17 protein-coding genes and 1 pseudogene are annotated in these 18,728 nt (G+C 72.2%); 17 read left to right on the forward strand and 1 reads right to left on the reverse strand.

Features of this window, described 5'->3' with window-relative positions; all coding sequences use genetic code 11:
* Nucleotides 1–130: 130 nt before the first annotated feature.
* From ACZ7OH_RS50975 to ACZ7OH_RS51000, 6 genes and pseudogenes are all read left to right on the forward strand, one after another.
* A complete protein-coding gene (locus tag ACZ7OH_RS50975; protein WP_470287571.1) occupies nucleotides 131–721 on the forward strand; it encodes a DUF6801 domain-containing protein in 591 nt (196 codons plus the stop codon).
* A 197-nt stretch (nucleotides 722–918) separates the two neighbouring features.
* Nucleotides 919–1,503 (forward strand): papain-like cysteine protease family protein, encoded by a 585-nt coding sequence (locus ACZ7OH_RS50980; protein WP_470287572.1) that lies wholly within the window; start codon nucleotides 919–921, stop codon nucleotides 1,501–1,503.
* On the forward strand, nucleotides 1,500–2,267 hold the full coding sequence (locus ACZ7OH_RS50985; protein WP_470287573.1) for a hypothetical protein: 768 nt from the start codon (nucleotides 1,500–1,502) through the stop codon (nucleotides 2,265–2,267). Before ACZ7OH_RS50980 ends, ACZ7OH_RS50985 begins: the two co-directional genes overlap by 4 nt.
* A 67-nt stretch (nucleotides 2,268–2,334) precedes the next feature.
* Nucleotides 2,335–3,366 carry an Lrp/AsnC family transcriptional regulator gene (locus ACZ7OH_RS50990; protein ID WP_400906274.1) on the forward strand — a complete coding sequence of 344 codons (1,032 nt, stop codon included), beginning with the start codon at nucleotides 2,335–2,337 and terminating at the stop codon, nucleotides 3,364–3,366.
* Between the two features lie 88 nt (nucleotides 3,367–3,454).
* A pseudogene (locus tag ACZ7OH_RS50995) lies at nucleotides 3,455–4,288 on the forward strand (serine hydrolase domain-containing protein); the annotation flags it as partial.
* Nucleotides 4,289–4,587: 299 nt separating this feature from the next.
* A complete protein-coding gene (locus tag ACZ7OH_RS51000; protein ID WP_470287574.1) occupies nucleotides 4,588–5,826 on the forward strand; it encodes an FAD-binding protein in 1,239 nt (412 codons plus the stop codon).
* On the opposite strand, the gene ACZ7OH_RS51005 is transcribed toward ACZ7OH_RS51000, so the two are convergent.
* Nucleotides 5,823–6,800, reverse strand: a complete 978-nt coding sequence (locus tag ACZ7OH_RS51005; protein ID WP_470287575.1) for a LacI family DNA-binding transcriptional regulator — start codon at nucleotides 6,798–6,800, stop codon at nucleotides 5,823–5,825. The two genes, ACZ7OH_RS51000 and ACZ7OH_RS51005, sit on opposite strands and share 4 nt — an antisense overlap.
* A 229-nt stretch (nucleotides 6,801–7,029) precedes the next feature.
* Between ACZ7OH_RS51005 and ACZ7OH_RS51010 the strand changes: the two genes are divergently transcribed.
* The 11 genes from ACZ7OH_RS51010 to ACZ7OH_RS51060 all read left to right on the forward strand — a co-directional run bounded on the left by ACZ7OH_RS51010 (nucleotide 7,030) and on the right by ACZ7OH_RS51060 (nucleotide 18,711).
* Complete coding sequence (locus tag ACZ7OH_RS51010) at nucleotides 7,030–7,995, forward strand: pectate lyase family protein (protein WP_470287576.1); 966 nt, start codon at nucleotides 7,030–7,032, stop codon at nucleotides 7,993–7,995.
* Nucleotides 7,996–8,197: 202 nt separating this feature from the next.
* The gene (locus ACZ7OH_RS51015; protein ID WP_470287577.1) at nucleotides 8,198–9,379 is read left to right on the forward strand and encodes a Gfo/Idh/MocA family protein; all 1,182 of its coding nucleotides are present in this window, start codon (nucleotides 8,198–8,200) and stop codon (nucleotides 9,377–9,379) included.
* Nucleotides 9,380–9,589: 210 nt separating this feature from the next.
* Nucleotides 9,590–10,870, forward strand: a complete 1,281-nt coding sequence (locus ACZ7OH_RS51020; protein WP_470287578.1) for an ABC transporter substrate-binding protein — start codon at nucleotides 9,590–9,592, stop codon at nucleotides 10,868–10,870.
* 3 nt (nucleotides 10,871–10,873) lie between these two features.
* Entirely contained in the window at nucleotides 10,874–11,833 is a 960-nt protein-coding gene (locus ACZ7OH_RS51025) for a carbohydrate ABC transporter permease (RefSeq protein ID WP_470287579.1), read from the forward strand.
* A complete protein-coding gene (locus tag ACZ7OH_RS51030) occupies nucleotides 11,830–12,675 on the forward strand; it encodes a carbohydrate ABC transporter permease (RefSeq protein ID WP_470287580.1) in 846 nt (281 codons plus the stop codon). The genes ACZ7OH_RS51025 and ACZ7OH_RS51030 overlap by 4 nt, the downstream gene beginning before the upstream one ends.
* 5 nt (nucleotides 12,676–12,680) lie before the next feature.
* Nucleotides 12,681–13,241 carry a DUF624 domain-containing protein gene (locus ACZ7OH_RS51035; protein ID WP_470287581.1) on the forward strand — a complete coding sequence of 187 codons (561 nt, stop codon included), beginning with the start codon at nucleotides 12,681–12,683 and terminating at the stop codon, nucleotides 13,239–13,241.
* Nucleotides 13,238–14,347, forward strand: a complete 1,110-nt coding sequence (locus ACZ7OH_RS51040) for a Gfo/Idh/MocA family protein (RefSeq protein ID WP_470287582.1) — start codon at nucleotides 13,238–13,240, stop codon at nucleotides 14,345–14,347. Before ACZ7OH_RS51035 ends, ACZ7OH_RS51040 begins: the two co-directional genes overlap by 4 nt.
* A complete protein-coding gene (locus ACZ7OH_RS51045) occupies nucleotides 14,347–15,573 on the forward strand; it encodes a Gfo/Idh/MocA family protein (protein WP_470287583.1) in 1,227 nt (408 codons plus the stop codon). The genes ACZ7OH_RS51040 and ACZ7OH_RS51045 overlap by 1 nt, the downstream gene beginning before the upstream one ends.
* Nucleotides 15,570–16,490, forward strand: a complete 921-nt coding sequence (locus ACZ7OH_RS51050) for a DUF6807 domain-containing protein (RefSeq protein WP_470287584.1) — start codon at nucleotides 15,570–15,572, stop codon at nucleotides 16,488–16,490. The genes ACZ7OH_RS51045 and ACZ7OH_RS51050 overlap by 4 nt, the downstream gene beginning before the upstream one ends.
* 11 nt (nucleotides 16,491–16,501) lie before the next feature.
* Nucleotides 16,502–17,776: a pectate lyase family protein gene (locus ACZ7OH_RS51055; RefSeq protein ID WP_470287585.1), complete on the forward strand. Its 1,275-nt coding sequence runs from the start codon at nucleotides 16,502–16,504 to the stop codon at nucleotides 17,774–17,776.
* Between the two features lie 161 nt (nucleotides 17,777–17,937).
* A complete protein-coding gene (locus tag ACZ7OH_RS51060) occupies nucleotides 17,938–18,711 on the forward strand; it encodes a pectate lyase (RefSeq protein WP_470287600.1) in 774 nt (257 codons plus the stop codon).
* Nucleotides 18,712–18,728 lie beyond the last annotated feature (17 nt).

The raw sequence follows: 18,728 nt of genomic DNA on the forward strand, positions 1-18,728 counted from the left end.
GTCCGGCATCGCGCACCTGCACAACATCCTCCTCGCCAACTGACCGGCAACACCAGCCCCACCAACCACAACACGAGTTACGAGACATCCCTTAGCATCCGAAGCGCCGTTCGACGACGAAAGGACAGAAATGACGGAAACCCTCGTGCGGAAAAAGCGGTTCCGGGGAATCGGGCTCGCCGCGCTGCTGGCGTGCGCGGTGGCCGTGGTTTCCGCGGGACCGGCCGCGGCGGCCGGGAAAACGCTCACCTACAAGGGCGGCTTCCCGCTGATCGGCGACCAGCAGGTCACCGTCGTGGTCAAGGCGGACATCCCCGCGACCGCCACGGCGGGGACCCCGGTTTCGGTGCCGTTCAGCCTCGACGTCGACGCCGGGCAGGCGGCCGGCGACGGCCTGCGCCTCGTCGGCGCCACGAAGGTCTCGGGCACCATCAAGTCCCTGGTGAACGTCGCGATCGCCGGCCAGTCGGTCGCCATCCCGATCGAGCTGCCCATCCCGGAGGCGCCCGTCCCGGCCGAAGGCAGCCTCAAGTTCACCGCCCGGGGGCAGGTCGACTTCACCGTCCCCGCCGGCACTCCGGCCGGGGAGGCGACCAGCAGCGTCGACGCCGCGGCGACCACCCACGTCGTCACCGACAGCAGCCTCGGCGAGTTCGACGTCGCGCTGACGCTCGACCCGCCGGGCCAGGACGCCACCCTCGGTACGACGACCGTGAGCTGACTCCGGCGTCCCGGCCCGCCGGAATCCGCCCGGCGGGCCGGAGCCGATGCCGGAATCCGGCACCCGGGAAATGCCGGGATCCGCCGGAACCCGTTCCCTCCCAACGTGATCCTCCCTTAGTAGGTACCGGGCGCACCGTGGTGCGCGGAGTATTCCCTGCCACCAGGTCGAATCCTCACCGGCTGGAGGACCACTTCGTGAAAACCACTTCGGGAGTCCTACGTGGACTCGCGGCGATTTCGGCCGCGGTGGCCGTCGCCGCACTGCAGGCACCGGCCACCGCGGCCGCCGCGCGAACCGATCTCGGCATCTCCATGCAGGCCCAGCAGAAGGACCAGTGGTGCTGGGACGCCAGCGGCAACACCATCGCCGACTACTGGGGCTATTCGCTTTCCCAGACCCGGTTCTGCCAGGTCGCCCACAACGAGTCGGGCAGCGACTGCGCCAACAACCAGGGTTACCTGTCCGACCAGCAGCGGGTGTTCCGCTGGCTCGGTTTCCCGAACGTCGGGTCGTACAACTCGAACGGGCAGGTCCTTTCCTTCACCACCATCGAGAACCAGATCGACGCGGGACAGCCGATCGGCACCCGCATCGGCTGGCGCTCCGGCGGCGGGCACATGCACGTCCTCTACGGGTACGACAACGCCAATGGCGTCACCCGCGTCGAATACGGGGACCCGTGGCCGAGCAACAGCCGCTACAACTCGATGAACTACGACACCTACCGCTCGAACACCCAGTTCCAGTGGACGCACACGCTGTACGGGATCGAGGGATGAGCATGCTGAAGAACGCGATGGGCGCGGCCGTGCTGGCCGGCGCCGCGATGTTCACCACGGCCGGTGCCGCCGGCGCGGCGACCGGGCCCGCCGGCACCCCGAGCGCGGCCGACACCGCCGCGATCGGGCAGGTCACCGGCGGCAAGCAGACCCTCGACCGGCTGGCGGAGACGAAGTTCCCCGACGCCCACGCGGCCGCCGCGGCGACCGGCGCGAACGCCGACCCGCGCACGCAGGTCCCGGTCTACGAGCCGACGGCGGGGTTCGTCTCCGGGACTTCGGACGTCCCGGCCGCGCTGGCGTACGTCGCTGTGCCGGCGCGCACCGGCGACGGCACGACGGCGACGGTCTGGGCCGAGCGGCAGGGCGCGGCCTGGACCGTAGTCAACGTCGCTTCCGGTGACTACGAACAGAAGTACGCCGCCGCCGCAGCTGGCGGATACCTGTTGCACGAACCGCAGGTCAACGCGTGGTACGCGGTACGCGGGGACGCCGTGACGGTGCTCGACGGCTCGGTCACCGGCCTCGCCGCGGGCACCAAGCTGGCACTCGCCGACTACCGCGCTCAGCTGCACCAGCGGTACGCGGACAAGCTGCCGGGCTCGGCCTACGACCGCGACGGCGCGGGCGGCGGCTACGGCGGCCGCGAGCGGGCGGTGCCGGCCGCGGACTCCGGCGGGCTGCCCCTGCTGCCGTTTGTGCTCGGCGGCGTGCTGGTGCTGGTGGCCGGAGCGGTCGTGGTGCCGCGGCTGCGGCGGCAGTAGGACGGCGGGGCCGCCGGTACGCCCGGCGGCCCCTTGGCAGGTGATCATGATCGGGGCACAATGCGCCATGCCCGTTCCCACGGCGGCCCAGCCGGAACCGGCGCGGCTGACCGGGTCGGACCTCGCGCTGGTCGAGGCGCTGCAGCGCGACCCGCGGGCGCCGTGGACGCGGATCGCCGCCGCCGTCGGCACCGACGCGACCACAGCCGCGCGCCGCTGGGACCGGCTGCAGGCGGCCGGGCTGGCGTGGCTCACCGCGTACGCCACGGCCCCGACGACCACGGTCGGCTACGTCGACCTGGCCTGCCGCCCGGACGCGCTGACCGAGCTGACCCGCGAGCTGTGCGGCTGGCCGTCGGTGTTCAGCGTCGAGCGCACGACCAGCCGGTTCTCGCTGTTCCTCTCGCTGGCCGCGCGCGACCTCGACGCGCTGGACGGCTTGGTGACCGGCCGGATCGGCGGGCTGCCCGGGGTGCGCGAGGTCCGGTTCGCCGTCGCGACGCGCGTGTACCGCGAGGGCAGCGGCTGGCTGGTGAACGCGCTGGCCCCGGAACAGCGGGCGGTGCTCGACGAGACGGCGGTGCAGGCCCGGCTGGTCGTCCCGCAGCAGTGGGACGACCGGGACGTGCGCGCGCTGGTCGAGTCCCTCGGCGAGGACGGCCGGCGCAGCTACGCCGAGCTGGCCCGCGACTGCCGGATGAGCGAGTCCGCGGTGCGCCGCACGCTGGCGCGGATGCTGCGCAACCACGAGCTGGACTTCCGCTGCGACCTCGCGCACGTCCCGGCGGGCTGGCCGGTGATCGCGGGCTACCGCCTCGACCTGGCGGCCGCCGACCTGGACCGCGCCGGCACCGCGATCGCGCAGCTGCCCGAGACCCGGCTCTCGGCCGCGGTGGTGGGTGAGGGCAACCTGGTGGTGTCGGCGTGGCTGCGGGAACCGGCCGGCTGCACGGCCTACGAGCAGCGGCTCGCGGCGGTGGCCCCGGGGGCCCGGGTGCTGGACCGGGCGATCACCCTGCGGATGCCGAAGCGGATGGGCCGGCTGCTCAGCCCGCACGGCCTCGGCGGCACCCACCAGGCGATCATCCCCGCCCGCTGACTATCGTGCGGCCACGGACCCGGGGAGGATCGTGAGCCTGCGCGAAACCCTGCAACGCCACGTCGACGCCGGCTCGCTGCCCGGTGCGGTGGCCGTCATCGACCGGGGCGGAGACCGCGAAGCCGTGGCGGTCGGCTCGGCCGACGTCGGAGGCAGCCGCCCGATGACTGCGGACTCGCTGTTCCGGATCGCCTCGATCACCAAGCCGATCACCGCCGCCGCGGTCCTCACCCTGGTCGACGACGGCACGCTGGCCTTCGCCGACCCGATCGCCCGGTGGCTTCCCGAGCTGGCGGACCCGAAGGTGGTACGCACGCCGTCGAGCCCGGTCGACGACGTCGTCCCGGCGCGGCGGCCGATCACCGTGTTCGACGTCCTCACCGGCCAGGCCGGCTGGGGCTTCGCCTCGGACTTCACGCTCCCCGCGGTGCAAGCGCTGTTCGCCGTGCAGGGCGACGGCCGCGAAGTGCAGAGCTTCCCACCACCGGACGTCTGGCTGGCGCGGCTGGCCGAGGTGCCGCTCGCCTTCCAGCCGGGGGAGGCGTGGCTGTACGACACGTGTTCGACGATCCAGGGCGTGCTCGCCGCCCGCGCGTCCGGCCGGTCGCTGCCGGAGCTGCTCGAGGAGCGGATCTTCGGGCCGCTGGGCATGGCGGACACCGGGTTCGTCGTCGGCCCGGACCGGCGCGACCGGTTCACAACCTTCTACAAGAAGACCGCCGACGGGCTCGTCGTCGCCGATCCGCCGGACGGCCAGTGGAGCACGATGCCGGCGTTGCCGCTCGGCAGCGGCGGCCTGGCCGGGACGGCGGGGGACTGGGTGGCCTTCGGCCGGATGCTCCTCGCTTCCGGCGCCGCCCCGGACGGCCGGCGCGTGCTCAGCCCCGAGTCCGTCCGCGCGCTGACCACCGACCACACCACCGCGGCGCAGCGCGAGATCGGCGCGCTGTTCCTCGAAGGCCAGGGCTGGGGGATGGGCGGCGCGGTGGACGTCGCCGCCGTCGAGCCGTGGGACGGTCCCCGGCCGCTACGGCTGGGTCGGCGGCACCGGCACGACCGCCCACATCGTCCCCTCGACCGGCACGGTCGCGGTGCTGCTGACCCAGGTCGGCGCGGACAGCCCGGTGCCGCCGGAGTGGATGCGCGACTTCTGGCGGGAGGCGGCCGCGTAGGGTCGGACGCGGGGATCCGGCACCGTGGATCCGGCACTGTGGAGGGACATTGGGCGAGTCGAACTGGGCGGGCAACCACGCCTACACCGCGGACGCGGTCGTGGCCCCGCGCACGGTCGACGAGGTGCGGGCGGCCGTCGCCGGCGCGTCGCGCGTCAAGGCGCTGGGCAGCCGGCACTGCTTCAACGACATCGCGGACACACCCGGCGGTGTCCTGCTGGACCTGCGCGCGCTCGACGTCCCGGCGGAGATCGGCGACGGGACAGTGACGGTTGGCGGGTCCGCCCGCTACGGCGACTTCGCCGAACAGCTGCACGCGGCGGGGTTCGCGCTGCCCAACCTCGCGTCGCTCCCGCACATCACGGTGGCCGGCAGCGTCGCGACCGGCACCCACGGCTCCGGGAGACGGCAGCCGGGCCTCGCCTCGGCCGTGTCGGCGGTCGAGCTGGTCACCGCGAACGGCGAGCTGCGGACGTTCACCCGCGCCCACGCCGAGTTCCCGGGGCTGGTCGTCGGCCTCGGCGCGCTGGGCGTCGTCACGCGGATCACGCTGGACGTCGAGCCCGCGTTCGACGTGCGGCAGGACGTCTTCGACGGCCTGCCGTGGGAGGCCGCTTACCGGCACTTCGACGAGATCGAGGACGCCGGCTACAGCGTCAGCCTGTTCACGAACTGGGTGAACGACACGATCGACCAGGTGTGGGTCAAGAGCCGCGTGGACGCGTTCACCGCGCGGTCCGGCCTGTTCGGCGCGGTCCCGGCCGACGGCCCCCGCCACCCGGCGCACGCGGCCGGCATCCCGGCGGACAACTGCACGCCGCAGCTCGGGGTGCCGGGCCCGTGGCACGAGCGGGTGCCGCACTTCGCGCTGGCGTTCACCCCGAGCGTCGGGGACGAGCTGCAGTCGGAGTACTTCGTGCCCTACGAAGACGCCGTGGCCGCCATCGGGGCGGTCCGCGAGCTCGGCGAGCTGCTGGCGCCGGTGCTGCTGGTGTCGGAGATCCGCGCGATCGCGGGTGACGAGCTGTGGCTGAGCCCGTGCCACGGCGGCGACCGCGTGGCGCTGCACTTCACGTGGCAGCCGCGGCAGGCCGACGTCGAGGCGGTGCTCCCGGTGCTGGAAGAGCGCCTGGCGCCGTTCGGGGCCCGGCCGCACTGGGGAAAGCTCTTCCACGCGGTCACCGCGGAGTACCCGCGGCTGGCGGATTTCCAGGCGTTGGCCGGGAAACTGGACCCGGCGGGGAAGTTCCGCAACCCGTTCCTGGAGCGGCACGTCCTCGAGGGCTAGGCCGCCGGCGGGGCCGTGGTCGCGCGGACGATCAGGTACGTGTCGAGCACCTGGTTCGCGCGCTCGTCCGCCTCGCCGTCCAGGAGGTCGAGCAGGATCGTGACCGCCGCGCGGCCCGCCGCCTCCGTCGGCATCGCGATCGTCGTCAGCGGGGGTGCCGAGATCGCCGCGAACACGAGGTCGTCGAAGCCGACCAGGCTGATCTCGTCCGGGACCGGGACACCGCGGGCGTTCAGCCGCGCGAGCGCCCCGAAGGCGACCAGGTCGTTGTAGGCGACGATCGCCGTCACGTCCGCGGCCAGGGCGAGGTCCGCGCCCTGCAGGCCGCCCTCGAAGACCGGCGGGAACGGGCCGAACTCGACGACCTCCGTGCCGTGGCGCTCGGCCGCTTCCGCGAGACCCTGGCGGCGGGCGCGGTTCGCCCACGACGCGCGGGGCCCGCCGAGGTAGGCGCAGCGGCGGTGCCCCAGGGCGGCCAGGTGCTCGATCGCCTGCCGCATCCCGTCCGCCGCGTCCATCACGATCGACGGAATGCCGGGCACTTCGCGGTTGAGCAGCACCAGCGTCGTCTGGCCGGCGAGCGCGCGCAGCTGGTCGTCGGTCATGCTCGGGCTGCCCAGCACCACGCCGTCGACCTGCCGGGCCATCCGGCGGACCAGGTTCTGCTCGGTCGCCGGGTCCTGGTCGCTGCTGGCGAACAGCACGGCGACGTCGTCCTGGCGCGCGCGGGCCTGGATGCCGTCGAGCACGCCGGTGAAGAACGGGTTGCCGAGGTCCGAGACCACGATCCCGATGTGCCCGGTGCGCGCGACCGGCTGGGGCGCGCCGACGGCGTGGTAGCCGAGTTCGCTCGCCGCCGCCAGCACGCGGCTGCGGGTCTGGTGGCGGACCAGGTCCGGGGACGTGAACGCGCGCGACACGGTCGAGATCGACACGTTGGCCCGGCGGGCGACGTCGTGAATGGTCACGCTCACGGCTACTCCTCGGCAGGCTCTTGCCACATCATGGAAACGCCCGGCAGCGTTGTCAACAACGGATCGCCTTGCGGCAGCGGGGATCCGGCCACCGCAGGGCCATTCGGCTGGGCTTGCGATGAAAACCCTGCAAATCGTTGACCGGGTTTTGCTGCAAATCGTAGAACGGAGGTTCCGCCGTGTTCCCCGCTCCCGGGGCGCGGGTCCCCACCCCCTTTCGAGGTGCCTGATGACCAGGAAGTCCCTGCGCGTTTTCGGAACCGCCGCCGTCGCCGCCGCTATGGCCGTCGCCCTCCCCACCGGGGTCGCGCACGCTTATGAGAACTCGCCGATCGGCTTCGGCGCCGGCACGACCGGCGGTGCGGGAGGTGAGACCGTCACCGTCACGACGGCGTCGGCGTTCACCAGCGCCGTCGCCGATTCCACGGCCCGCACCGTGCGGGTGAGCGGGAAGATCACGCTGGCGAGCAAGACACTGGTGAAGATCGGGTCGAACAAGACGATCCTCGGCGTCGGATCCGCGTCCGGCTTCACCGGCGGCGGGCTCGCCGTGGACAAGTCGTCGAACGTGATCATCCGCAACCTGGCCATCTCGAAGGCCGTCGGCACCGACGCGATCCAGATCCAGCGCGGCGCGACCCGCGTGTGGATCGACCACAACGACCTCTCGTCGGACCTCGACCACGGCAAGGACTACTACGACGGCCTGCTCGACATCACCCACGGCGCCGACGGGATCACGGTGTCGTGGAACAAGTTCCACGACCACTACAAGGTCTCCCTCGTCGGGCACAGCGACAGCAACGCGGCCGAAGACACCGGCAAGCTGCACGTCACCTACAGCCACAACTGGTTCGAGAACGTCAACTCGCGGCTGCCCAGCCTGCGGTTCGGCACCGGGCACGCCTACGACAACTATTTCCACTCGGTCGCCGATTCCGCCGTGCATTCGCGGATGAACGCGCAGTTCCTCGCCCAGAACAACGTCTTCGAATCGACGAAGGTGTGCCTGGAAACGACCGGTGACAGCGATGTCGACGGCTACCTGAACGAGTCGGGCAACTCCTTCGGCGGCTGCACGAACAAGATCACCCGCACCGGGAGCATGACGACCGCGCCGTATTCCTTCACGCTGGAGCCGACTTCGACGGTCAAGGCCACGGTGACCGCGGGGGCGGGCACCGGCCGGATCTGAGCGCACGGCCGGTTCGAGTAAGCGCTTACTCGAACCGGCCACCGCCGTTCGGAGTACCCGGTTTTCGACGAATTCGAGGGGCGTGTCCCGGATATTGACACACTTGTCGCGAACGCCCTACCGTGACCACCGGAAGTTTCTCCCGAACTGCCCATTCGTCAGTTCCCGCCCGGCCGGACCCGGCCGCGCCGATCGGAGACCCATGTCGGGGAGCAGGCGCCGCACCGTCGCGGACCCGCCAAAGCTGGCCGTGGTCGGCACGTCCGGCTACGCGTTCAGCTACCTGCACCGCGCGCGCATCCTGCACGACGAAGGGCTCGTCCGGTTCGCCGGCATGGCCGACATCCGGGTGCCGTCGGCCGCCGCGATCGCCCTTCTGCCCGAGGGCGGCACCGCGCACGTCGGAGTCGACGACCTGCTCCGCCGCTGCCGTCCCGACATCACCGTGGTCGCGACGCCGCCGCACGCGCACGTCCGGGTCGGCGGCGCGGTCCTGCGGGCGGGCGGCGACCTGCTGCTGGAAACCCCGCCGGTGCTCGACCTCGCCGGGTTCCGGACGCTGTCCCGGCTGGCCGCGGAGAACGGATCGGCGTGCCAGACCGGGTTCCAGAGCTTCGGGTCCCCGGCGCTGCCGGTGCTGCGGGCGGCGATCGCGGCGGGCCGGCTCGGCGAGATCGCCGGCGTCGGCGCGGCCGGGGCCTGGATCCGCACCGACGCCTACTACCGCCGCAACCCCTGGGCGGGCCGCCGGTGGCTGGACGGCGAAGCCGTCGTCGACGGCGCGCTGACCAACCCGTTCTCCCACGCGGTCGCCACCGCGCTGCTCGTCGGCGGGGTCGGCGGGCGCGACCCGGCGGAGATCGCCCTGGAGCTGTACGGCACCCGGGACATCGAAGCCGACGACACGGCGTGCCTGCGCATCCGCTTCGACCGCGGTCCCGAGATCGTCGTCGCCGCCTCGCTGTGCGCCGAGCAGGACCACGAGCCCTACGTCGCGGTGCACGGCAAGAAGGGGCGCGCGAAGTTCTGGTACAAGAGCCACCGGCTGGAGCTGGACGACGAGCGCGTCCACCTGGGCGAACCGGTGGACTTGCTGCGCAACCTGGTCGCCCACCACCGCGACCCGGCGGGGGTGCTGCTGCTCGCGCCGCTGCCGGCCACCCGCGCGTTCGCGTCGGTGGTGGAGGCGGTGCGGGACGCGCCCTCGCCGGCGCGGATCCCGGCGGGCTGGATCCGCACGGCGGGTGAGGGCGGGAGCCGGCACCCGGTGGTCCGGGGGATCGGCGAGGAGGTCGCCGTCGCGGCGGACCGGCTCGCGCTGTTCTCCGAAATCGGCGTCCCGTGGGCGAACGCCGTCCGCCCGGGTGCCGAACGCACCGGGTAGCGGATCCCGGTGTGTCCCGCGCTGGCAGCTCCCGCGTCCACACGGTTGCTGTAAGCGCTTTCTCAAGCTGCCTATTTTGCGGGAAAAGCGTTGCTGCACAAGGGTTATTGTGCCGTTTTGCCCGTTGACACGTACCGCGCGCACTGCCTACCGTGAGCGCGTTGACAACGTTTTCAGAAAAGTGCTGACCGGCTGAGAACGGAGACCTCGATGCGTCGGACAAGACAGCGGCGGACCCTCGTCGCGCTGGCCGCGGTGGTGCCGCTGCTGCTGACCGGGGTGGCCGCGTGCGGCTCGGACTCCGGTGGCGGCGGCGACGTGACGATCACCTTCGTCTGGTGGGGGAGTGACGGCCGGGCGAGCCTGACCAAGAAGGCCGTCGAGCTGTTCCAGCAGAAGAACCCGAAGATCAAGGTGCAGACGTCGTTCTCGGCGTACGCGGCCTACTGGGAGAAGCTGGCGACGCAGACGGCGGGCGGGAAGCCGCCGGACGTCCTCAACGTCGACACGCGCTACCTCGCCGAGTACGGCGGCCGGGGCGTGCTGGCGGACCTGAACCAGGGCGCGGGGAAGGCGGTCTCGCTGGCCGACATCAACCCCGAGCTGGCCGCGACCGGCGTTTACCAGGGCAAGCGGTACGCCGTGCCGTGGGCGCAGAACACCCCGGCGATGCTCTACGACCCGGCCGCGTTCACCGCGGTGGGCGCGGACCCGGCGAAGGGCCTCACCTGGGACCAGTACGCCGACGCGACGCGGAAGGTGAGCGCCGCCGGCGGTGCCCGCGGCACGACCGACTTCGGTATCCTCGACACCACCCTGGAGATCTGGCTGCGCCAGCAGGGCAAGCAGTTCTACACCCCGGAGGGCAAGCTCGGCTTCGCCGCCGACGACCTCCGCCGCTACTGGCAGCTCGCGGGCGAGTTCCGGGACAGCAAGGGCGCGTCCCCGGCCGACGTCACGGCGTCCTACAACACCTCGCCCGAGCAGTCGCCGCTCGGCAAGAAGCTGACGAGCTCCGAGTTCGCCTACGACAACCTCCTGCCCGCCTACCGGAAGGCGAACGGCAAGCCGCTGAACGTGGCGCCGTACCCGGCCGCCGCGGGTGGCGACCTCGGGCAGTACCGGCGGCCGTCGATGTTCCTGTCGGTGTCCGCGCGCAGCCAGCAGCAGGAGGCGGCCGCGAAGCTCGTCGACTTCCTGGTCAACGACCCCGAAGTGGGCCAGATCGTCGGCACCGACCGCGGCCTCGCGCCCAACCTCAAGGTCCGCGCCCAGCTCGCGACGTCCGCGAAGGGCGCCGACAAGACGCTCTACGACTACGAAGCCGCGCTCGAGCCGAAGCTCGGGGCCGCGCCGCCGGTCCCGCCCAAGGGCGCCGGCTCGATCCAGAAGCTGCTGCAGCGCACCTACGAAGAGGTCGCGTTCGGCCGGCTGGGCATCGACGACGCGGTGAACCGGTTCATGTCCGAAGCCGAGAAGGCGCTGGGCTAGCCGATGACGACCGTGCGCACCCCGGACCCGCCGGTCGCCACGGAGGTGGCCGCGCGCGTCCGGCGGGCCAGCCGCCGCCGCACCCAGCCGGAGGCCTTCGCGTTCCTGACCCCCTGGCTGCTCGGCGCGGTGGCGCTGACCGTCGGCCCGATGGTCGTCTCGCTCTACCTGTCCTTCACCGACTACGACCTGTTCACCTCGCCGAAGTGGGTCGGCTTCGGCAACTTCGCGCACATGTTCACCGACGACGACCGCTACCTGCAGTCGGTGAAGGTCACCGTGATCTACGTCCTGGTCTCGGTGCCGCTGAAGCTCACGGTGTCGCTGCTGGTGGCCATGCTGCTCAACACCCGCCGCGGCGGAGGCGGGTTTTACCGCGCCGCCTTCTACGCGCCGTCGCTGCTCGGCGCGAGCGTCGCGGCGGCGCTGGTGTGGCGGGCGCTGTTCATGGGCGGCGGCCCGGTGAACGAGGTCCTGGCCTCCCTCGGCTGGCACACCCCCAGCTGGGTCGACGACCCGCGGTTCAGCCTCGCCTCGATCGTGCTGCTCGGGGTCTGGCAGTTCGGCGCGCCGATGGTGATCTTCCTGGCCGGGCTCAAGCAGATCCCGGCGGAGCTGCACGAGGCGGCCGCGATCGACGGCGCCGGCGCGGTCCGCCGGTTCCGGCACATCACGCTGCCGATGCTCTCGCCGGTGATCTTCTTCAACCTGGTGATGGAGGCCATCCACGCGTTCCAGGCGTTCACCCCGGCGTTCGTGATCGGCGGCGGCCGCGGCGGCCCGGCCGACGCCGACCTGTTCTACACGCTCTACCTGTACGAGGTCGGGTTCCAGGACTTCCACATGGGCTACGCGTCCGCGATGGCGTGGGTACTGCTGGCGGTGATCGCGATCGTCACGGCGATCGTCTTCCGGACGGCGAAGCTGTGGGTGTTCTACGACGACGCCGGGGAGCGCTCATGACCGCGCTGCCGCGCACGGCCCGCTCGTTCGGGTGGCACGTGCTGTGCCTGGTGATCGTCGCCGTGGTGCTCTACCCGCTGGTGTGGCTGGCGTTCGCGTCGGTCAAGCCGCCGGACGAGATCCTCTCGCGGCTCTCACTGCTGCCCACGCGGTTCGTCTTCGACGGCTACCCGAAGGGCTGGGAAGGCGCGGCGGACGTCGGGTTCGGTCGCTTCTTCCTCAACTCCGTGCTCGTCGCCGGGCTGTCGGTGCTCGCGAACATCCTGTCGTGCTCGCTGGCCGCGTTCGCCTTCGCGCGGCTGAAGTTCCGGTTCCGCGGCGCGCTGTTCGCGTTCATGATCACGACGCTGATGCTGCCCTACCACGTCACGCTCATCCCGCAGTACGTGATCTTCCAGCAGGCCGGCCTGGTCAACACGTTCGTCCCGCTGATCCTGCCGAAGCTGCTGGCCACCGAGGCGTTCTTCGTGTTTCTCATCGTGCAGTTCATGCGCGGGATCCCGCGCGAGCTCGACGAAGCCGCCACCATCGACGGCTGCTCGGTCTACCGGACCTTCTGGCACGTCGTGCTGCCGCTGTCGAAACCGGCGCTCGTCACGACGTCGATCTTCACGTTCATCTGGACGTGGAACGACTTCTTCACGCAGATGGTCTACCTGAACGACACGGAGAAGTTCACCGTGCCGCTGGGCCTGCGCCTGTTCGTCGACACCAGCAGCGAGTCGAACTTCGGCGCGATGTTCGCCATGTCGGCGCTCGCGCTCGTGCCGATCGTCCTGTTCTTCCTCGCCTTCCAGCGCCTGCTGGTCGAAGGCGTCAGCACCAGCGGCCTGAAGGGGTGACGACGATGCGAACGACCCAGTGGCGGACCGGGCTGGAGGACTTCTCGGACTGCCTGCTGACCGGCCTGCTCGTCGCACTCGCGTCGGTGCCGGTGGTGAGCGCGGCGCCGGCGTTCGCGGCGGGCTGCCGGGCCCTGGACCGGACGCGGCACGGCATCGGAGGTCCACTGTGGACGACGTACTGGGCGGACTTCCGCCGGGCGGCCCGGGGTGGCTCGGTCTTCGCCCTCGGGTGCCTCGCCGCGGTGGTGCTCTTCGCGGTGGACCTCGAAGTCGTGCGGTCGGTGCCGGGAGCCGGGGCGCTCGGGCCGGCGTTGTGGGTGCTGGCCGCGGCGGCTGTCGTCGTCGCGGTGCGGACGTGCGAAGTCGTGGCGACCGGGGAACCGTCCTGGCGCCGGGCCGCCGTGACGGCCGCGCGCGAAACCGTGGCGGCACCGGGGAAAGCCTTGCTCCTGGCCGGGGCGGCCGCGCTCGCGGTGGTGCTCGTGTGGATGCTGCCGATCCTCGCGCTGGTCGTGGCCGGACCGTTGGCCCTGGCCGCGGTGGCGACGGGTGGCCGCCGATGACCGCCAGGGTCGTCGTCTTCGGCACGGCCGGCTACGCGCGCACGCACTTGCGCCGGGCCCGGGCGCTGCACGACCGGGGCGAGATCGTCCTCGCCGGCGCGTGCGACGTCCGCGAACCGCCGGACGCGGCCGCCGAGCTGGTCCCGGTGTTCACCCACGACCCGGCCGAGCTGCTGGCCCGCGTGCCGGCGGACATCGCCGTGATCGCCACCCCGCCGCACACCCACCTGCCCCTGGCCCGCCTCGCGCTCGCCGCGGGCTGCCACGTGCTCGTGGAGAAGCCGCCGGTGCTCGACCTGGCGGCGTTCGACGAGCTGACCGAGCGGGCTCGCGGCCGCGCCTGCCAGGTCGGGTTCCAGAGCTTCGGCTCGCCCGCGGTGCCGGTGATCCGGGCCGCGCTGGCCCGCGGGGCGATCGGGACGGTCACCGGGATCGCCGCGGCGGGCGCGTGGATCCGGCGTGACCGCTACTTCGCGCGCACCGCGTGGGCGGGCCGTCGCCGGCTGGACGGGCACGCGGTCGTGGACGGTGCCCTGACGAACCCGTTCGCCCACGCCGTCGCGACCGCCTTGCTGCTCGACGGCGCGGCCGGCGCGCTGCCCGAGCGGACCACCGTCGAGCTGTACCGCGCGCGCGACATCGAGGCGGACGACACAGCGTGCGCTCGCCTCTGCTTCGCCGGCGCACCGGACGTCGTCGCCGCCGGGACGCTCGCCGCCGAAGCCGACCACGAGCCCTATGTGCTGGTCCACGGCACCGAAGGCCGGATCCGGTGGCACTACAAGACCGACGTCGTCCTCATCGGCGGCGAGCCGGTGCCGGTGGGACCGCCCGAAGACCTGCTGGGAAACCTCGTCGGCCACCTCCGCGACGGCGTGCCGCTGCTCGCCCCGCTGGCCGCCACCCGCGCGTTCACCGCGTTGGTCGAGGCCGTCCGCGACGCGCCCGAGCCGCGGCGGCTGCCGCACGCCCGGGCCGTCGGCACCGGGCCGGAGCGCCGGTTCGTCGTGCCGGGCGTCGACCGGGCGGTCGACGCCGCGGCCGAGCGGCTCGCGCTCTTCTCCGAGCTCGCCCTGCCCTGGACCCCCGCCCGAGAGGAGACGTGATGGTGACGCGCCGGTACGCGATCGTCGGGCTGGGTTCTCGCGCCCAGCTGTTCGCGCGGGCCCTGGCCGGCTCGCCGCGGGCCGAGCTCGCGGCCTTCTGCGACCCCAACGAGACCCGCATGCGCGTCCACAACGGCTGGCTCGGCACGGCGGTGCCCGGCTACCGGCCGGACGACTTCCCCGCCATGCTGGCGAAAGAACGCGTCGACGTCGTCGTGGTGTGCACGCCGGACCACACGCACGCGGACTACGTCGTCGCGGCGTTGCACGCGGGCTGCGACGTCGTCACCGAAAAGCCGATGACCACCGACGTCGACGGCGCGCGGCGCATCCTGGCGGCCCGCCGCGAGACCGGACGCTCGGTGCGGGTCGCCTTCAACTACCGGTACAACCCGGTGCACCGGCGCGTGCGCGAGCTGCTCGCGGCGGGCGCGATCGGGGAGGTCGGCTCGGTCGAGTTCAGCTGGCTGCTCGACACCGCGCACGGCGCCGACTACTTCCGCCGCTGGCACCGCGCCAAGGCGAACTCCGGCGGGCTGCTCGTGCACAAGTCCGGGCACCACTTCGACCTCGTCAACTGGTGGCTCGGCAGCGACCCGGAGACGGTGTTCGCTTTCGGCCGCTTGTTCTTCTACGGCGACAGGAACGGCCACCGGCACACCGACGGTCGGTTCGCGCTGGACCTCGGAGCCTCGCCCAAGCTGCGCGCGCTCTACCGCGACGCGGAGCACGAGGACGGCTACGACCGGAACCAGAACGTGTTCGCGCCCGGCGTCACGATCGAAGACGACGTGTCGGTGCTCGTCCGGCACCGCGGCGGGGTGGTCCTGAACTACCACCTGCACGCGTATTCGCCGCGGGAGGGCTACCGCGTCGCGTTCTCCGGCAGCGAAGGACGCCTGGAACTGGACGTCCGGGAGAACGAGTTCGCGAAGGACGCCGCCCCGGCGCCGGAGCCGGGACGCGCCCGGCTGACCGTGCAACGGCACTGGGAGCCGGCGGAAGTGGTGTTCGACGGGGTGCTCGGCGACGGGCACGGCGGCGGGGACGAGCGGATGCTCGCCGAACTCCTCGGCGACGCCGAACCGGACGAGCTCGGCTGCGCCGCCGACCACGACGCCGGGCTGCAGGCCCTGCTCACCGGCCTGGCCGCGAACCGGTCCCTGGACACCGGCCGCCCGGTGCCGGTCGCGGAGCTGCTCGCAGAAACCGGGGACCCGGCGTGAGCCGCGCGGCGGTGGGGAACGGGACACTGGCGCTGGCCGAGGACGACGACGGCGCGGTGCGCGTCCGCCTCGGCGACGTCGTCCTGGCGGAGTACGTCGTGACGCCGCCGACGCCGGCCGGGGACTCCCCGAAGCCGTACCTGCACCCGCTGCGGACCACCGCGGGCGAGACCGTGACCGCGGTCCGGCCGCACGACCACACCTGGCACAACGGCCTGCAGTTCACCATGGCCCACCTGTCGGGCGAGAACTTCTGGGGCGGCCGGACCTACGTGCGCGGCCGCGGGTACACGCCGCTCGACAACAACGGCACCGTCGGCCACGTCCGCTGGGAGAGCATCGTGTGCGCGGCCGGGCACTGCGAACTGCGGCACGAGCTGGCCTGGAGCACGGCGGCGGGCCGGCGGTGGCTGACCGAGCACCGGACGCTGCACTTCGGCGACGTCTCGGCGGACAGCTGGACCCTCACGTGGTCGAGCCGCCTGCGCAACACCAGCGGCCGCGAGCTGCGCTGGGGGAGCCCGGTCACCGAGGGCCGCGAAACCGCCGGGTACGGCGGCCTGTTCTGGCGCGGCCCGCGCTCGTTCGTCGGCGGCACGGTCCGGACGTCCGACGGCCGGCCGGCCGTCGACGCGATGGGGCACCGCGCGCCGTGGCTCGCGTTCACCGGCCGCCACGACGAAAGCCTGCGGACCTCGACGCTGCTGTTCGCCGACAGCCCGGCGAACCCCGGTTTCCCGACCGCCTGGTACGTCCGCGCCGAGCCGTTCCCGGTGGTCAGCTTCGCCGCCACCTACCACCGGCCGTGGCTGCTGGAACCGGGCGGAGAACTGACGCTGACCCACCACGTCGTCGTCCTCGACGGCGACCCGGATCCCGCCCGGCTGGCCGAGCTCGCGGCCCGGGCGGCCCAGTAGAAGGAGCCGACATGCGCTGGAAGGCTTTCGCGGGGTGCCTCGCCCTGCTCGGACTCACGCTCACCGCCGGGCCGGCGGCCGCCCACGGCCACGACCCGGGCCGCGAGGTGCTCGGCGCGCACGACGGCTGGGGCGCGGGGACGACCGGAGGAGCGGCCGCCGCACCCGGCGACGTCCACACGGTGTCCAAGCGCTCCGAGCTGGCCGCCGCGCTGGCGGCGCACCCGGGCGCGCCGAAGATCGTCTACGTCCGCGGCACGATCGAGGGCAACGTCGACGCCGCCGACCGGCCCCGGACGTGCGACGACTTCGCGGATCCGGGCTACAGCCTGCCCGCGTACCTGGCGGCGTACGACCCGGCGACCTGGGGCAAGGTCGAGCCGTCGGGCCCCCTCGAAGAGGCGCGGGCGCGGTCGCAGGCCAACCAGGCCGCGCAGGTCGTGCTCGACGTCGGCCCGAACACGACGGTCTACGGCCTCGGCGGCGCCACCCTGCACGGGCTGACCCTGCGCGTCACCGGGGACAACGTGATCCTGCGGAACCTGCGGTTCGCCGACGCGCACGACTGCTTCCCCCAGTGGGACCCGCTCGACGGCGCCGACGGCAACTGGAACTCCGAGTACGACAACGTCGACCTCGTCGGGGCGACGCACGTGTGGGTCGACCACAACGAGCTCAGCGACGGCGGGAACACCTCGCAGCCCACGTACTTCGGGCGGAAGTTCGAAGTCCACGACGGACTGCTGGACATCGTCAACGGCTCGGACCTCGTGACGGTGTCGGACAACCGCCTGCACGACCACGACAAGACGATGCTGATCGGCAACACCGACAAGCCGACGTACGACGTGGGCAAGCTGCGCGTGACGGTGCACCACAACCTGTTCGCCGACATCGGGCAGCGCGCGCCGAGGGTGCGGTACGGGCAGGTGCACGTGTACGACAACCTGTACGTGGTGCGGGACGCGGCGGCGTACACGTATTCGCTCGGCGTCGGCGTCGAATCGCGGATCTACGCGGAGAACAACTTCTTCCGGATCCCGGCTTCGGTGCCCTTGGGATCGCTGGTCCACTATTGGAAGGGGACGGTGTTCCACGCGACCGGGACGCTGGTTTCCTCCGGTGCGGCGTGGCCGCGCCCGGTGGACCTGCTCGCGGAGTACAACGCGGCGAACGACCCCGATCTGGGGCCGGACGTGGGCTGGACACCGACGCTGGTGGACCGGCTCGACCCGACGTGGTCCGTCCCGGCGCGCGTGCTGGCCGGTGCCGGTCCCGTTTTCTGAAAATCGTCGGCTTCGGCGACCGGCCGGGGGACAGCGGAACCCCTGCGGTGGGCGGCATTGACACGGGGAAGCGCCCGACCCGAAACTGAGAAAGCGCTTTCAGCACTCAGGAGGACCATTTCCCGGACGGGAAGAACCAAGGAGTGATGAGCATGTCCCCGATTTCCCGGGCGCTCCGGGGCGCGGTCGTCGCCGCCCTCGCGCTCTCGGCGGCCGTCGGCGCCGGCGCGACCGCCGCCGGAGCCGCGTCCTGGCCGAACCCGAGCACGAGCGTGCCCGTCGGCGCGACCATCAAGGTCACCAGTGGCACCTACGACGGCGGCCTCAAGCGGTTCTACGGCACCGGCGAACTCGGCACCGGCGGCCAGGACGAGAACCAGCGCCCGATCTTCGAGCTGGCGAACGGCACCACGCTGAAGAACGTCGTCCTCGGCAACCCGGCCGCCGACGGCGTGCACTGCCTCGGCACCTGCACGCTGCTCAACGTCTGGTGGGAGGACGTCGGCGAGGACGCGGCGACGTTCAAGGGCACGTCGGCGTCGCAGACGATGACCATCGACGGCGGCGGCGCGCGCAAGGCGTCGGACAAGGTGTTCCAGCACAACGGTCCCGGCACGATGTACATCCGGAACTTCCAGGTCGACGACTTCGGCAAGCTGTACCGCTCCTGCGGCAACTGCAAGACGCAGTACAAGCGCAACGTCGTCGTGGACAACGTCACCGCCACCGCGCCGGGCAAGGCACTCGTCGGCATCAACACCAACTACGGCGACACCGCGAAGCTGACCCGGATCACCATCGTCGGCGACTCGAGCCGCAAGATCGAGCCCTGCCAGAAGTACCAGGGCGTCACCAGCGGCGAGCCGACGAAGATCGGCAGCGGGCCGGACTCGGCGAACTGCCTGTACACCACCGCAAACATCACCTACCAGTAAGCGACCGGGGTGCCGGC

It is taken from the genome of Amycolatopsis sp. NPDC114478 (assembly GCF_055633805.1).

Bases quoted from the DNA above. Each gene is read 5' to 3' on its own strand.
- ACZ7OH_RS50990 (WP_400906274.1), top strand. From the start codon at position 2,335: ATGCCCGTTCCCACGGCGGCCCAGCCGGAACCGGCGCGGCTGACCGGG.
- ACZ7OH_RS50985 (WP_470287573.1), top strand. From the start codon at position 1,500: ATGAGCATGCTGAAGAACGCGATGGGCGCGGCCGTGCTGGCCGGCGCC.
- ACZ7OH_RS51030 (WP_470287580.1), top strand. From the start codon at position 11,830: ATGACCGCGCTGCCGCGCACGGCCCGCTCGTTCGGGTGGCACGTGCTG.
- ACZ7OH_RS51015 (WP_470287577.1), top strand. From the start codon at position 8,198: ATGTCGGGGAGCAGGCGCCGCACCGTCGCGGACCCGCCAAAGCTGGCC.
- ACZ7OH_RS51010 (WP_470287576.1), top strand. From the start codon at position 7,030: ATGACCAGGAAGTCCCTGCGCGTTTTCGGAACCGCCGCCGTCGCCGCC.
- ACZ7OH_RS50975 (WP_470287571.1), top strand. From the start codon at position 131: ATGACGGAAACCCTCGTGCGGAAAAAGCGGTTCCGGGGAATCGGGCTC.
- ACZ7OH_RS51045 (WP_470287583.1), top strand. From the start codon at position 14,347: ATGGTGACGCGCCGGTACGCGATCGTCGGGCTGGGTTCTCGCGCCCAG.
- ACZ7OH_RS51035 (WP_470287581.1), top strand. From the start codon at position 12,681: ATGCGAACGACCCAGTGGCGGACCGGGCTGGAGGACTTCTCGGACTGC.
- ACZ7OH_RS51040 (WP_470287582.1), top strand. From the start codon at position 13,238: ATGACCGCCAGGGTCGTCGTCTTCGGCACGGCCGGCTACGCGCGCACG.
- ACZ7OH_RS51025 (WP_470287579.1), top strand. From the start codon at position 10,874: ATGACGACCGTGCGCACCCCGGACCCGCCGGTCGCCACGGAGGTGGCC.
- ACZ7OH_RS51055 (WP_470287585.1), top strand. From the start codon at position 16,502: ATGCGCTGGAAGGCTTTCGCGGGGTGCCTCGCCCTGCTCGGACTCACG.
- ACZ7OH_RS51020 (WP_470287578.1), top strand. From the start codon at position 9,590: ATGCGTCGGACAAGACAGCGGCGGACCCTCGTCGCGCTGGCCGCGGTG.